The sequence below is a fragment of the Undibacterium sp. SXout20W genome, from assembly GCF_049340285.1.
Lineage (GTDB): Bacteria > Pseudomonadota > Gammaproteobacteria > Burkholderiales > Burkholderiaceae_D > Undibacterium.
Genome location: NZ_JBMPPH010000003.1, coordinates 59,919 through 75,639 on the forward strand (window position 1 = coordinate 59,919; position 15,721 = coordinate 75,639).

Genomic DNA, 15,721 nt, shown 5'->3' on the forward strand with positions numbered 1-15,721 from the left:
GTAGCTTTTCGCCAAACCGGGCTCTTTAATCGACATCTAATGGGAACTCAACTTATTCAATACCTTGACTACTCAGATATTCTTCGTAAGTACCACGGAAATCAATAATTTCGTTTTCTTTGATTTCTAAAATTCGATTTGCCAGTGAAGATACGAATTCTCGATCATGAGACACAAAAATCAAGGTACCAGCGTATTTTTCCAGGGCTATATTCAACGACTCGATGGACTCCATGTCCATGTGATTCGTTGGCTCATCCAGTAACAAGACATTGTGACGACCGAGCATTAATTTGCCGTACATCATACGACCTTTTTCACCACCGGATAAAACCTTTACAGACTTCTTCACATCATCGCCACCAAATAATAAGCGACCAAGAATAGAACGCACAGCCTGATCATCGTCGCCCTCTTGCGTCCATTGTCCGATCCAATCGGTCAGGTTTTTATCAACAGCAAATTCCTCTGTTGGATCCTGCGGCATATAGCCAACGTTCGCATTTTCAGCCCATTTAACCAATCCACGGTCCGCCGCCAGACCGGCGATATCAGTCCCGCCGATGCAGCGTAATAATGTCGTTTTACCGATGCCGTTTGAACCGATAATTGCAATCCGCTCACCCGCCTCCACCATCAACTCGACATTTTTAAACAATGGTCGGTCATAGGCCTTTGTGATTCCTTGCACTTCGACTGCGAGACGATGCAATTTTTTCTCGCCGTCGAAGCGAACAAAAGGATTCTGGCGGCTCGACGGTTTAAAATCCTCGATCTTGATTTTTTCTATCTGTTTAGCACGAGATGTTGCTTGACGCGCTTTCGATTTATTTGCTGAAAAGCGACGCACAAAATCTTGCAATTCGGCGACTTTTTCTTTCGCTTTAGCGTTGTTTGCTAATTGCTGCGCACGTGCCTGGGAGGATGCGAGCATGTAATCATCATAATTGCCAGGGTAGATTTTCAACGTTCCATAATCCATATCAGCCATATGTGTACAAACCTGATTCAGGAAGTGACGGTCATGGGAGATGATGATCATTGTTGAATTGCGCTGATTAAGAATGTCCTCCAACCAGCGAATTGTATTGATATCCAAGTTATTGGTCGGTTCGTCAAGCAGCAGAATATCAGGATTCGAGAACAAAGCTTGAGCGAGCAATACACGCAACTTCCAGCCAGGTGCGACAGAGCTCATATTTCCCTGGTGCTGATCTGTGGGAATGCCAACACCTAGCAACAATTCACCAGCACGAGCTTCAGCGGTATAACCATCGTATTCCGCAAATTTCGCTTCCAGATCCGCGGCTTTCATGTAGTCGTCATCGGTCGCTTCGGGGTTGGCATAAATCGCATCACGCTCAGCCATCGCAGCCCACATTTCTGTGTGCCCCATCATTACCACGTCGAGAACGCGCATATCTTCGAAGGCGAACTGATCTTGACGCAATTTACCGAGGCGTTCATTTTGGTCTAACATGACAGTACCGGAAGATTGTTCCAGATCGCCACCAAGAATTTTCATGAAAGTTGATTTACCGCAACCGTTAGCACCGATCAGGCCGTAACGATTGCCTTCGCCAAATTTGACGGAGATGTTTTCAAACAGCGGCTTAGGGCCGAACTGCATGGTAATATTAGCGGTGGAGAGCACAGAAAACCTTTTGCGATAATGATATGAATTAACCTTCTATTATACCATCGCTCATAACTAAGATTTTGAAGCCGGAGTATCAATGGCTAAATTTAGCAGGTTAGAGGCGCAAATTAACTGACTAGAAGCTTCTTGTTTATTAATATTTTTTCACTAATTCAAGTACTTAGTCACTTAGTCACTTAGTCACTTAGTCACTTAGTCACTTAGTCACTTAGTTTAAATATTTCGAGACAACATTTCTCTTTATCAATCGTTTATCGAAGAGATTTTTTTGGAAGACTTTCGTTGCGCACGGTAAATACCGGTTTCCCCAGAAAACAAATAGCTCATGACACACGCTACTGCAGCGTATACGCCTATTTCGGCGCCAAATAATTCCACAGCCATCAATGTAGAGGCAATTGGCGTATTTGCAGCACCTGCAAATACGGCAACAAATCCGATACCGGCAAGGAAAGCAAAAGGTAAGTTCAGAATTGGAGCTAATGCGTTACCCAACGTTGCTCCAATATAAAATAACGGTGTTACTTCGCCCCCTTTGAAACCAGATCCGAGTGACGCAACCGTCAATAAGCCTTTGGCGGCAAAATCAACCACAGCGACAGGCTGTTGAAAAGCATTAACGATTCCTGGAATTCCTAAACCTAAATATTGATCGACCGGCAAACAATAAGCTACGCAGACGATCACAATGCCACCCAAAAACGGCCGCAAAGGTGCATACGCCACCTTGGATTTCATCAATGCACTGAGTTGATGTGTAGCACCAGCAAAACTCCTTCCAGCCAAACCAAAAAGACAACCAGACACGATGATCGCCAATAAGAGTGTCAAGGTAAAATGCGGGATCGCATTAATGTGGTAATGCGTGTGATGGACGCCCCACAATAAGCCGACTTGATCAGCAATAATAGCCGCAAGCAAGCATGGTAGTAGCGAATCAAAACGCAAGCGACCCACAGCCAGCACCTCCAAACCGAATATAGCACCCGCCAACGGCGTACCAAAGACCGACGCAAATCCGGCACTGATCCCCGCCATCAATAAAATCCGTCGATCTTCATGCTTCAATTTAAAAATATGCGTAAATTGATCAGCTAGCGCTCCCCCCATTTGTACAGCTGTTCCCTCGCGACCAACTGAGGCGCCAAACAAATGCGACACGAGGGTTCCCGCAAGCACCAGAGGCGCCATACGGAGAGGAATAACTGATTTAGGATCGTGAATTTCGTCAATCAACAGATTATTGCCAGCTTCTACAGTCTGACCAAAATGCAAATAAAGCCATCCGACAGTAAAACCTGCGAAAGGAAGCAACAATATTAAATCACGATGAGCAATACGAGTCAGCGTTGCCCAATCAAGGGCAAACAAAAAAAATGCCGAAGCAGATCCCGCAGACAGTGCGACCAAAGATGCTAAAGCGATCCATTTTGCCAAATAAATCAAAGGCAGATAACGATCAACCTTGTCTGATTTTCCCATACCCAACCTGAATCCCGTCAGCAAAAGAAATACGGATAACAAAAATCCCCAAAAAAGTCATCAAAAACCTAACGCAAAATACTCGCCAATTTGATCACTACGGATAATAACAAGGTAAGCTCATTTCCAACAAAAACATTCTTCCCAAATGCTTCCGAATCAACGATTCCAATTAAGCTGCCATCACTCGCAAATATAGGTAAACATGCCTCAGACTGCACCTTGGGGTCACAAGTATAGTATTCACCACCTGCCGACAAATAAACACCGACGTCGTTAATTATGCGAGCTTTGCCAGTCAAACCTACGGTACTGTTATTACTCATCGCTGCAAACTCTTGCGTTAGTGGAAATTCAGCCCGCGATGCAGCACCAAAATATGCAAGTTTTACGAGTACTAGCTGACCCTGAGGATTCAGACGCTTTTGATAAACGCCAAACCATTGGCTACCACTATGTGCCTGGTAAAACTTCACCAGCGCACTCACTTGTGTGAGCATCTCGATGTTTAGAGTGGTTTTCCCACCTAATATGATCGACAAGTCATAAGGTTCATCTGCTAATTGATCAAAAAGTGAGCAAGAACCTCCCTCCCCTAATTCGGGCACTTGATATTGCCATGTCAAATCTGCTTCTTGATGGCCGTCTAGCGCATCGAGTTGCCGCTGAAAAGAAGCAAAAGATTCATTAAAGTCAGGCGAGAAGTCTGAAAGTTGAATGCCACTCAAGGAAAGGTATTGGTCGATTAACATAAATTATTTGCGGATAAAAATGCGATCGAGTTTAGCAGATACAGGCTTATGCGTCAGAAACAAAAAAACAACCCAATCTCTTTGCTAAAGCCCAATACGTCAACAGACTTTACGGTCCCGATAAATGATTTGGCGCAAAAAAAACGCAGCTCCAATAGTGAGCTGCGTCTTTAATTCAAAAATTATCTACATTTATTTAATTAAAAGTCTTACCTTCTTCAGCCAATTTAGCTAACAATGGCGCTGGCTTCCAAGCATCGCCATGTCGACCTTTGGCGTATTTTTCCATTGCCATTACAACGTTCGGTAATCCAACCGTGTCCGCATAGAACATTGGACCACCCGTGTGCAATGGAAAACCATAGCCAGTCAGATAGACCATATCAATGTCTGAGGCACGAGTTGCAATACCCTCTTCCAAAATATAAGCAGCCTCATTGACGAGAGAATAAATCAAACGTTCAACAATTTCTTGATCAGTAATTTTACGACGTGTAATTCCCAAATCAGCAGAGTGTTGTACGATCATATCGTTGACCACAGAGGATGGATAAGCCTTACGATCACCTGGTTTGTAATCATACCAACCTGCACCGGTTTTCTGTCCAAAACGTCCCAGTTCGCATAACAAGTCGGCAGTTTTGGAATACGTTATTTGTGGCTTCTCGACATAACGGCGCTTACGGATATACCAGCCGATATCGTTCCCAGCCAAGTCGCCCATGCGGAACGGCCCCATCGCAAAGCCAAGTTTTTCTACGGCTTTATCCACTTGCTCCGGTGTTGCACCTTCTTCCAATAAAAACCCTGCTTGGCGACTATATTGTTCAATCATACGATTGCCAATAAACCCATCACAAACACCAGAAACGACGCCAGTTTTTTTAATTTTTTTGGAAATACCCAAGATAGTCGCTAAAACGTCGTTCGCAGTTTTTTTGCCGCGCACGATTTCAAGCAATTTCATGACGTTCGCAGGGCTGAAAAAGTGCGTACCAACGACATCTTGAGGACGTTGAGTGAAATCCGCAATTTTATCTACGTCTAAAGTGGATGTGTTAGACGCTAAAATTGCACCCTGCTTCATTACTTCATCAAGCCTTTTAAAGACCTGCTCTTTCACGCCCATGTCTTCAAATACTGCTTCGATCACCAGATCAGCCTGACCAATTTCTTCATACGACAGGGTGCCCGTGATCAAAGCAACGCGTTGATCGAATTTCTCTTGGGTTAACTTACCCTTTTTCAGGGTGTTTTCGTAGTTTTTGCGAATGGTCGCCAAACCTTTATCGAGCGCTTCTTGCTTCATTTCCAGAATTTTCACCGGAATTCCAGCATTAGCAAAATTCATTGCGATACCACCACCCATGGTACCTGCGCCAATAACTGCCACGGCCTTGACTGGGCGAACCGGTGTATTTTCGGGAACATCAGGCAATTTGCTCGCGGCACGTTCACCAAAAAATGCGTGGCGTAGCGCTTTCGATTCAGACGATTGAACAAGTTCTAAAAACAAATCACGTTCAATCTTCATGCCATCATCAAACTTCTTAGTTACCGATGCAGCGACAGCTTCCACACACTTTAGTGGCGCAGGAAACGGTCCTGACATGGCACGTACTGTGTTGCGTGAGAATTGTAAAAATGCTTCGTAATTTGGATAATCAATCTTGATATCCCGGACTTTGGGCAACGGACGCACATCAGCCACTTTATTGGCAAACGCGATGGCAGCTTGCAGCAAATCCCCCTCAGCGATTTCATTAAATAATGCGGTCTTCGCCAATTTTTCGGAAGCAATAGGTGTACCTGAGACGATCATATTCAATGCTAATTCCAGACCAACTACACGTGGCAGACGCTGCGTGCCGCCAGCACCTGGCAGAATTCCCAATTTCACTTCAGGTAACGCGATTTGTGCACCAGCACTTGCAACCCGGTAATGACATCCCAATGCCAGCTCAAGGCCGCCGCCCATACAGACGGTGTGTATCGCCGCCACAACGGGCTTTTCTGAGGACTCAATCACATTAATAACAGTGTGTAAGCTTGGCTCTGCAAACGCTTTTGGCGAATTAAATTCTTTAATATCAGCACCACCAGAGAACGCTTTACCTGCACCAGTGATGACAATGGCGGTAATCGCGCTGTCATTTAATGCCAGCTTCATTCCTTCCACAATTGCATGTCTGGTGGCATAGCCTAATCCATTGACGGGTGGATTATTTAAGGTAATGACGGCAATATTACCTTCTGCTTTGTATTCTGCACTCATGTCTCTTCCTAAAGTTGGATTACTATTGAATTACTTAGTTGATTCAATGCTTACTTCTCAGCATGACTCATTGATTATCCGAAATTAATTCTCACCCCGAGGCACTCATAACCACGAAGCGACAGCTTGTCATCGAGTCATATCAAGTTTGACTATAACTCAAAAATAGTACGATCGTATTATTTTTATCAAAAAAAACTAAAAATGATGTAAAGATGTAAAAAATCGTCGTGAATTTTTACTTAAACTTCTAACCATTCCTGACGGATTTTATGATTTGCCATCAACTCGTCGGGCGTACCTTCAAATACAATACTGCCGTGTCCCATCACATACACACGTTGCGAAATCTGCAGTGCAATAGCGAGCTTTTGTTCGACAAGTAAGACCGATATCCCACGCCGACGAAGTTCTTCCAGATAATCAGCAACCAACTGCACAATCATCGGTGCCAGCCCTTCTGTCGGTTCATCAATCATAATCAGATCGGGGTCACCCATCAGAGTACGGCACAGGGTTAGCATTTGCTGTTCCCCGCCTGACATAACCCCAGCCTGCGTATTGCGCCTTTCTTTAAGCCTTGGGAACATCTGATACATGTCATCGATTGACCAGCGCGACGCTGGCGCGCCACTTTGACGTGACTTTTCACCCAGCATCAAATTCTGTTCAACGGTCAACGTCGGAAAGATGTCGCGATTCTCCGGAACGTAGCCTATACCTTTATGGGCAACCTGGAACGCTTTTAACCCGAGAATTTGCTCAGATTTGAAATGGATAGAACCTTGCGCATGAACTTGTCCCATAATCGCTTTGACCGTGGTAGAGCGTCCCACACCATTGCGACCGAGGAGGCTAACAATTTCTTTCTCATGCACCTGCAAGCTGACACCGTGCAGGACATGGCTTTTTCCGTAAAAAGCATGCAAGTCATTTATATCAAGAAGTGCCGTCATGCCGCATTCTCCGCAGGTGCGTGACCACCTAGATAAGCATCTTTAACTGCTTGATTTTGCCGGATATTTTGCGGCGTGTCGCACGCGATCACCTCACCATAAACAACCACAGCGATCCTATCTGCTAACCCAAAAACCACGCTCATATCATGTTCAACCATAAGTAAGGATTTTCCCACTGTCATTTTACGAATTAACTCGACAGCCGCGTCAGACTCTGAACGACTCATACCAGCGGTAGGTTCATCCAGCAAAATCACCTCAGCACCTCCTGCAACAGTAATACCAATCTCGAGCGCTCGTTGCTCTGCATAGGTAAGCAACCCCGCTGTGACATTGCGCCTTGATTGCAAGCCAATTTCTTCCATGACCTTTTCTGCCCGATCATGAACGTCTTTGAGACCATTCAGGCGATGCCAAAACGAGTACTTATAGCCAAGTGACCATAAAACAGCACAGCGTAAGTTTTCATAAACACTCAGGCGGTGAAAAATATTCGTGATTTGAAAACTACGTGATAGTCCGCGGCGATTAATTTCGTAGGCCTGCAAGCCAGCGATACTGGAACCGTTAAGCAAAATATCGCCAGAAGTAATACCGAAACGACCTGAAATTAAGTTAAAGAGTGTCGATTTACCAGCGCCATTTGGACCAATAATCGCTACGCGCTCACCCTTATTCACTTGTAACGTTGCACCCCGAATAATCTCAGCAGAGCCAAAGCTTTTGCGAACATCTTTTAATTCAAGCGAAAACTGACTCATTCATACCCTTTCAAAATCGCTGTTTCAATTTCAGCTACAGCTCCGTTCCATGCCAATGAGAACGCTTTTTTAGTGTAAGTAAAACCACAAACTCCGACTAAAACCACCAAACCAGCCGTCATCCAGGCGCTATTTTCCATGCAGTTCATCGTGAAACCAAACACTGATATTTCAGGCCCTTGATCCATCGCAAGCGAACGCTGATAAAGCATTTCAATCATCAGTACGATACCGACGAATACAAACAAGGAAAACGCAAAAATTTTCATCATCGGAAGGAAAATTTGCTTGAACTTCCCAAATTTAACCATCCGATAATTAGCAACCCAAATACCTGCAACCCCACCTGGCGCGAACATCACAATCAGAATAAAAAAGATACCTAAATATAATTGCCACGCCTTTGTATAATCAGACAGCATAACGGTGAGAAACACGCCAATTACAGCGCCGATCATAGGGCCAAAGAAATAACCTATTCCGCCGATAAAACTGAAAAGCAATACCGCGCCAGAACGTATTGCGCTGACATTTTCAGCAGTGACGATCTCAAAATTAATCGCTGACAGCCCTCCTGACACACCTGCGAAAAAAGCAGATAAAATCAAGGTGAGGTAGCGCACCCATTGAGTATCGTAACCAATAAATTCAGCTCTTTCAGGATTATCACGAACCGCATTAATCATTCGCCCAAGCGGGGTATGCGTAAAAGCGTACATCGCGATAGTGCAAATAAATAGCCAAAAAGCGATTAAATAATAGACTTCAATCTGTGGGCCATATGTGATCCCAAAGACTGCTTTGCCAATGACACGATTGGTCGATATACCGCCCTCACCGCCAAAAAACTTAGGAAACATTAAAGACGACGCAAATACCAATTCAACCATACCCAACGTAATCATCGAAAATGTGGTTCCTGACTTTTTTGTCGTCACGTAGCCAAACAGAACACCAAAAAACAAACCGGCCACACCACCAACAAGTGGAATCAAACTAACCGGAATTGGAAAAGAACCATCTGTGGCGAGGTTCATCGCATGAACTGCAAAAAAAGCGCCCAATCCTGAATACACCGCATGACCAAATGACAGCATTCCACCTTGACCAAGCAACATATTAAAGGACAAGCCAAAAATCATTAGTGTGCCGATTTGCGAGAGCAAAGACAAAGACGCACCTTGTGTAAAAATTTTTGGCGCGATGATCAGCATAACGGCAAATGCTGACCAGACTAACCATCGACCTCGATTGGCAGAGACTGTTTTGTTTACTTGATTCATTTTTTATCCCTCCCTCGTTCCTAACAACCCGCGCGGTCTGAAAATCAAAATCAGTACCAATAAAAAATAGGGCATCACAGGGGCAACCTGAGAGATCGTTAAATTAAAAAGAGAATACAAAGGTGAACTCGTTGTCATGATAATGCCGAATATTTTTAGTACACTCGACAAGGAGTAATCCAATGCAACCGCAAAGGTTTGAACCACACCAATGAGTAATGATGCTACGAAGGCACCTGCCAATGACCCCATACCTCCGACCACGACCACCACAAAAATGATGCTTCCTAGTGTCGCTGCCATACCAGGTTCAGTGACAAATGCGTTACCTCCAACGACACCGGCTAATCCAGCCAACGCGCAACCACCACCAAATACCAGCATAAATACGCGAGGAACATTGTGACCGAGTGCCTCCACTGCATCGGGATGAGTCAACGCTGCTTGAATGATTAAACCTATTCTTGTTTTTGTGAGCAGCAAAAAGATCGATGCCAACATCGCCAATGCCACGAGCATAATGAAGCCACGGTAAATAGGGAACGTTGTTGTATATAGAGTGAATAGAGGACCATCCAGGCTAGTCGGAATCGGATAGGGAATGCTCGCACGCCCCCACACCAATTGCACCACTTCGACAATCACATAAGAAAGACCGAAAGTGAACAATAATTCTGGAATATGCCCATATTTGTGTACCGTACGCAAACCATAGCGTTCGACTACCGCCCCTAACACACCTACCAACAACGGTGCGACAAACAGAGCAGTCCAAAACCCAAAGTGTGCGCTTAACATTGCCGCAAAGTAGGCGCCCAGCATATAAAAGCTAGCATGGGCGAAATTCAAGACTCCCATCATACTGAAAATCAAGGTTAAACCTGACGACAACATAAACAACAACAACCCATAGCTCACGCCATTGAGTAAAGTAATCAGTGTGAATTCCAAAATGAATATTCCTTTTTTTGTCAGAGCTCTCGCAAACCAACCAGGCAACCTACATCTTTACAGATTAAGTTTTGCGAATTATTTTCGCACTACACCTGCATCAGTGAGCTTATTAACGAATAAAAAAGAGCAGCGATGATTCAATCACAGCTGCTCTTTTATTGCTCCAATTAGCCAGGTCGTTTCATTTGGCAAGAAGACGGTTGTGCAGCGACGTAAGAATCGATTTTCACATCAGTTTTCCAACCAAGACCTGTATTTTCCTGATCAAACAAAACGTCCTTACCATTCGTTTTAACCCAGGTTGCGATGTACAGTGGCTGCTGCAACTGGTGATCCATCTTGCGCATACTGACGTCGCCGTTCAAGCTCTTGAAATTAGCATTTTCCAAAGCAAAAGCCACTTTCACAGGATCAATTGATTTGACTTGTTTCACCGCCTGCGACATCGCTGTCAGAATGGAATACGTCGCCATTGAATAGTAATCATCTTTGTACTTGGTCTTAAAACCTTGCACGATGTCTTTACCAACAAAGCCATCATTATTGGTATTCCAATAAGCGACATATTTAACTCGATCAACACCCGATGGCCCCATCGCAGTAGGAACCCCCGTTGTTGACGCATAGTAGGTAAAGAAATTAGCTTTCAGGTCGGCATCTTTGGCCGCCTTAATCAATAGAGCCAGATCAGCCCCCCAATTGCCGGTGATGATGGTGTCAGCACCTGACGCCTTAATTTTTGCGATATAGGGTGAAAAATCTTTTACCTGACCAATAGGATGTAAATCATCACCTACGATCTGAATATCAGGACGCTTACGAGCAAGATACTCTTTCGCGGCACGGGTTACCTGATGCCCAAATGAATAGTTCTGACCGATAATATAGACCTTCTTAACGCTCTTATCGTTAGAGAGATAACTGGTCAATGCTTCCATTTTCATGTCTGAGTTAGCATCAAACCTGAAATGCCAAAAGCTACACTTACTATTGGTCATATCAGGGTCAACAGCAGCATGGTTCAAGTAGACGATTTCTTTACCCGGATTGCGTTCATTGTACTTATTCACTGCATCCAGCAATGCAAGGCCGACGCCGGAACCGTTGCCTTGAGTAATGTAACGATATCCTTTATCGATCACCGTCTTGAGAACATTTAATGACTCTTGCGGACTACCTTTGTTATCGAAACCATCGACTTCAAATGTATTATTTCCGGCCCATTTTTCGGCGTTTGCTTTTTGGGCAACAAACTGAAATGAATTCAGAATGTTTTGCCCAACTGGTGCAAATGGCCCAGATAAAGGGTCGATATACGCAATTTTGATGGTCTCTGCCATCGTGACCGGCGCAACCAAAGTGAATGCAACTGCAATGACCGATGCACGTAGTGGGAATATCATTTGTCTCTCTCCAATTATTTTAATGTGGAAATCTGTGTGTATCCTAAGGAACTACTTAATGCCTGACCTGACGCAACGCTGCTAATAAAACTAGATTTCTTCGTACTACCATTTCGACTGCTTTATTCCCCTCAATGTTGATGACCCTTAATGATGTTTATGCAGTCGGCAACTTATGATCTTTGAATTGATCTCTTAACTTATTTTTCAGAATTTTCCCGGTAGCGCCGACAGGTAAAGCGTCAACGAAAACCACATCGTCCGGCGTCCACCATTTGGCAACTCTGCCTTCAAAATATGCCAGCAACTCTTCTTTTGAGGTATCTGCAGCCGGCTTCTTTACGACTAGCAATAATGGACGCTCATCCCATTTAGGATGAAAAACACCAATACACGCTGCCTGCAATACCGCGGGGTGAGACACTGCGACGTTTTCCAGATCGATCGTTCCTATCCACTCACCGCCGGATTTGATGACATCCTTGCTTCTATCGGTGATCTGCATATAGCCATCACTATCGATCGTAGCCACATCGCCTGTTGGGAACCAACCATCTTGTAAAATATCACCGCCCTCAGCCTTATAGTATGAAGAAATGATCCAAGGGCCTTTTACGAGCAGATTGCCGTAGGTCTTACCATCCCACGGCAATTCCTCTCCGGCGTCATCTACAATTTTCATGTCGACGCCATACAAAACGTGCCCTTGCTTTGCCAAGATCGTTTCTTTCTCGTCCTCGGACAGATCGCTATGACGCGACAGCAAGGTGGATGCTGTACCTAATGGTGACATTTCAGTCATGCCCCAGGCATGAACAACTTCAACGCCATAGGTGTGGCGCAAAGTGCGCATCATCGCCGGCGGGCACGCAGAACCACCGATCACGGTACGCCTGAAACTAGAGAATTTGAGATCGTTTTGGGCGACGTACGTGAGTAGGCCTAGCCACACGGTCGGTACGCCAGCAGAAAACGTGACTTGTTCTTGTTCAAACAATTCGTAGAGCGATTTGCCATCAAGGTGAGGCCCCGGAAACACTAATTTAGCCCCAGTGAGTGGCGCCGAATAAGGTAGCCCCCATGCATTGACGTGAAACATAGGCACCACTGGCAAAATAGAATCACGCGCTGACACGTTCAAACCGTCGGGTAACGCTGATGCGTATGAATGCAAAATCGTCGAACGATGCGAATACAAAGCGCCTTTTGGATTACCTGTTGTTCCCGATGTATAACAAAGACTGGAAGCCGAATTTTCATCAAACTCAGGCCACACAAAATTTGCATCATTTTGCGCAATTAAATCCTCGTAACACAACAAATTTGGAATCGCGCTATCCACTGGCATACGATCGCGATCGCACATCATGACAAAACCCTTTACCAACGGACAGTGTGACGCTACAGCCTGAATGATCGGCAAAAAAGTGATATCGAAGAAGACGTATTGATCTTCTGCGTGATTGATAATGTAAGAAATCTGTTCAGGATGAAGTCGAGGGTTCACAGTATGTAAAACAGCGCCCGAGCCGGATACGGCGTAATAAATTTCCAAATGCCGATATCCATTCCACGCCAGAGTAGCGATGCGATCACCTAGCTTCACCTGTAATTTTTTGAGTGCATTAGCTAATTTTTTTGCTCGCTGATGACATTGAGTATAGTTGTATCGGTGGATATCCCCTTCAACGCGACGCGAAACGATTTCGTTTTTGCCAAAATAGCGATCGGCATGTTCAATAATGCTGGAGATCAGCATAGGTTTATTCATCATCTGACCTAGTACCGGACTCGGTGCATAACCTGACATGTGCGCTCCTTAAATGTGTGACACGAAGATAAGATTTTTTGTATTGCTGAATAGCTAAATTAGAGTACTTGGTCGATTTTTGTACGACCGTTCTAATTCGTCAATCACTATTTTTTTTGCAAAGCAGCATTTATCAGTTGAAAAGTAAATTTATGTTTTTATCCCATAGCGAGATATTGCTTATGCAACCTATTGCAACGCAAAAAAAAGCATTAAAAAAAGTTCTCTTTTTTGTCACATGGCACTTTTAAAAAAGTAAAAAAGAGCAAAAAAAAACAGGAGCTAAACGAAATATTTCTCGTTTAACTCCCGCCATCTTAATTTTCACATCAAAATGTGATGAAAAACTCTCGATTTGCGCGTCTGTTTAAGTCCGCTTTGGTCTCAAATTAACGCCAGCACCAGTCACTGGCGCACCCGATTCTAAAACGAAACCGGCGTCCTTATCAGTACCCAAGGCTGCCACCAAATACGGCATCACTTCTTTCAAGGTTGCCATTAAGGTCCAAGGCGGATTGAGGATAAACATACCACTACTATGAAGACCAAAGCCGTCGGGTGTGGGACCGCTGATTGAGAGTGTCACATTTAACCAATCTTTGCTCGGAAGGCGCTTTAGCTTTTCTGGTAGTTGTCGTGATTCTTGACGATTTAAAACAGGATACCAAATTGCATAGGTGCCTGTCGGAAAGCGTTTTAAAGCATCTTCTAAGGCAACCTTGACGCGACGATAATCGTCTTTTACCTCGTATGGAGGGTCGATTAACACCAAACCTCTGCGCGATGGGGGTGGCAATAATGCCTTCAGACTTTCAAATCCATCACCATCGGAAATTATTACGCGCTTGCCACGAACCGTCGGCCGATGACCTTGCTCAGCAGCGTGCGCGTCAAGTTTTCTAAAATTCTCGCTGAGGATCTTTATCTCACTTGGATGCAATTCAAAGAGACGCAATCTATCTTGTTCTCTCATGATTTTATCTGCGCAATACGGTGAGCCCGGGTAATAACGCATCTTACCACTAGGATTCAACTCCTTAACGAGATCCAGATATTCACCAAGTGCCGAAGGCAGGTCTTTTTTATCCCAAAGCGGTGCGATGCCAGTTTCGAATTCCGCATTTTTACTGGCGTAGCCGCTGTCAAGTGAATACAAACCAGCCCCAGAATGCGTATCAACATACGTATATGCTGCATCTTTTTGGTTCATGTATTGCAGCAACTGAATTAATACAAAGTGTTTGAGCACGTCGGCGTGATTGCCGGCATGGAAGCCATGGCGATAGCTGAGCATGATGAATTTCCTATAAAAATGAAAGGCAACTTGCCGCTGCAAGTTGCCAAAAAATAACGTCAAAGATTGGTCTGCCCAGATTGCTAAATCATCATCAAACACCGAGGTCCTTTTGTAGAACAAGGTATTTCAACGGCGAACAGACAATTCACGGCAGATCTGTTTATTCTTATTGTTAAAAATTAGGTCAATCGACGCGTTTTCCCAGGATAATTAAATCCCGTTCTATGCCATCCAAAGTCGCGACACGTGGCATAGTAGCCCATGTTCCAAAACCGAATGCTTCGAACAATTTGAGGCTGGGAGTGTTATGCCCAAAGATAAAACCTAATAAAGTATGCACGGAGATCTTTGGTGCATGTTCAATCGCAAGTGTCAGGAAGCGTCGCCCTATACCTTGTCCTCGAGCATCTTCATGTAAATAAATCGATAACTCGGCGGTTCCGTTGTACGCTGGACGACCGTAAAAATTAGAAAAAGACAGCCAACCCGTTATTTTACCATCCCGCTCAGTTACCCATAACGGACGACGCTCTGGCGTATGATCATAAAACCAAGCATGACGCGATTCCACTGAAACGGGTTCGGTATCTGCAGTCACTTGCCGTGACGCGATGGTGGAATTATAAATTGCAACAATTTGCGGTAAATCTTCGAATCTGGCGATTCGATATGAAAATTCTTCAGCCATTTTCTTTTAAATAGTATGAGTTGCCCGACTAGAACGTATCGCAGTACCAAGTGCTTCTTCAACGCGCAGCCGTATCCGCTTCCCGCTCTCGTCATCAGGAAAATGCACCCCAATACCTTGCGATTTGTTATTACCTGCCCCGGCAGGAGTGATCCACGCAACTTTACCAGCAATCGGATATTTCGCAGGATCATCAAGCAAAGTCAAAATCAGGTAAATTTCTTCACCCAACCGATAGGTCTTGTTCGTTGGTACAAAAATGCCGCCATTTTTTAAAAATGGCATATAAGCCGCAAACAAAGCTGCTTTCTCTTTGATCGCCAACGACAATACTGATGGTCGATTAGGAGAATTTGGAATACCTGAATCTGATGCTAAATCGGACATTTTGTGTTTC

General features: G+C 44.5%; 13 protein-coding genes. All 13 read right to left on the reverse strand.

Annotation, left to right across the window (positions count from 1 at the left end; genetic code table 11):
* Positions 1-52 precede the first annotated feature (52 nt).
* The gene (locus ACO0K1_RS02865) at positions 53-1,654 is read right to left on the reverse strand and encodes an ABC-F family ATPase (protein WP_423022491.1); all 1,602 of its coding nucleotides are present in this window, start codon (positions 1,652-1,654) and stop codon (positions 53-55) included.
* Between the two features lie 249 nt (positions 1,655-1,903).
* Entirely contained in the window at positions 1,904-3,142 is a 1,239-nt protein-coding gene (locus ACO0K1_RS02870) for a voltage-gated chloride channel family protein (protein WP_423022493.1), read from the reverse strand.
* A gap of 68 nt (positions 3,143-3,210) precedes the next feature.
* The gene (locus tag ACO0K1_RS02875; protein ID WP_423022495.1) at positions 3,211-3,894 is read right to left on the reverse strand and encodes a GAF domain-containing protein; all 684 of its coding nucleotides are present in this window, start codon (positions 3,892-3,894) and stop codon (positions 3,211-3,213) included.
* 196 nt (positions 3,895-4,090) lie between these two features.
* Positions 4,091-6,169 carry a 3-hydroxyacyl-CoA dehydrogenase NAD-binding domain-containing protein gene (locus tag ACO0K1_RS02880; RefSeq protein WP_423022497.1) on the reverse strand — a complete coding sequence of 693 codons (2,079 nt, stop codon included), beginning with the start codon at positions 6,167-6,169 and terminating at the stop codon, positions 4,091-4,093.
* 242 nt (positions 6,170-6,411) lie between these two features.
* Positions 6,412-7,125: an ABC transporter ATP-binding protein gene (locus tag ACO0K1_RS02885; protein ID WP_423022499.1), complete on the reverse strand. Its 714-nt coding sequence runs from the start codon at positions 7,123-7,125 to the stop codon at positions 6,412-6,414.
* Positions 7,122-7,889, reverse strand: coding sequence for an ABC transporter ATP-binding protein (locus ACO0K1_RS02890; RefSeq protein WP_423022501.1), 768 nt, complete (start codon positions 7,887-7,889; stop codon positions 7,122-7,124). The genes ACO0K1_RS02885 and ACO0K1_RS02890 overlap by 4 nt, the downstream gene beginning before the upstream one ends.
* Positions 7,886-9,172 (reverse strand): branched-chain amino acid ABC transporter permease, encoded by a 1,287-nt coding sequence (locus tag ACO0K1_RS02895; RefSeq protein ID WP_423022503.1) that lies wholly within the window; start codon positions 9,170-9,172, stop codon positions 7,886-7,888. Before ACO0K1_RS02895 ends, ACO0K1_RS02890 begins: the two co-directional genes overlap by 4 nt.
* Before the next feature lie 3 nt (positions 9,173-9,175).
* Entirely contained in the window at positions 9,176-10,123 is a 948-nt protein-coding gene (locus ACO0K1_RS02900; RefSeq protein ID WP_423022505.1) for a branched-chain amino acid ABC transporter permease, read from the reverse strand.
* A gap of 170 nt (positions 10,124-10,293) precedes the next feature.
* Positions 10,294-11,529: a branched-chain amino acid ABC transporter substrate-binding protein gene (locus ACO0K1_RS02905; protein ID WP_423022507.1), complete on the reverse strand. Its 1,236-nt coding sequence runs from the start codon at positions 11,527-11,529 to the stop codon at positions 10,294-10,296.
* 157 nt (positions 11,530-11,686) lie between these two features.
* Entirely contained in the window at positions 11,687-13,339 is a 1,653-nt protein-coding gene (locus tag ACO0K1_RS02910; protein ID WP_423022509.1) for a 3-(methylthio)propionyl-CoA ligase, read from the reverse strand.
* 367 nt (positions 13,340-13,706) lie between these two features.
* Positions 13,707-14,633 (reverse strand): 23S rRNA (adenine(2030)-N(6))-methyltransferase RlmJ, encoded by a 927-nt coding sequence (locus ACO0K1_RS02915; RefSeq protein ID WP_423022511.1) that lies wholly within the window; start codon positions 14,631-14,633, stop codon positions 13,707-13,709.
* Between the two features lie 187 nt (positions 14,634-14,820).
* Positions 14,821-15,324: a GNAT family N-acetyltransferase gene (locus ACO0K1_RS02920; protein ID WP_423022513.1), complete on the reverse strand. Its 504-nt coding sequence runs from the start codon at positions 15,322-15,324 to the stop codon at positions 14,821-14,823.
* A gap of 6 nt (positions 15,325-15,330) precedes the next feature.
* Positions 15,331-15,711, reverse strand: a complete 381-nt coding sequence (locus ACO0K1_RS02925; protein WP_423022515.1) for a PilZ domain-containing protein — start codon at positions 15,709-15,711, stop codon at positions 15,331-15,333.
* Positions 15,712-15,721: the final 10 nt, after the last annotated feature.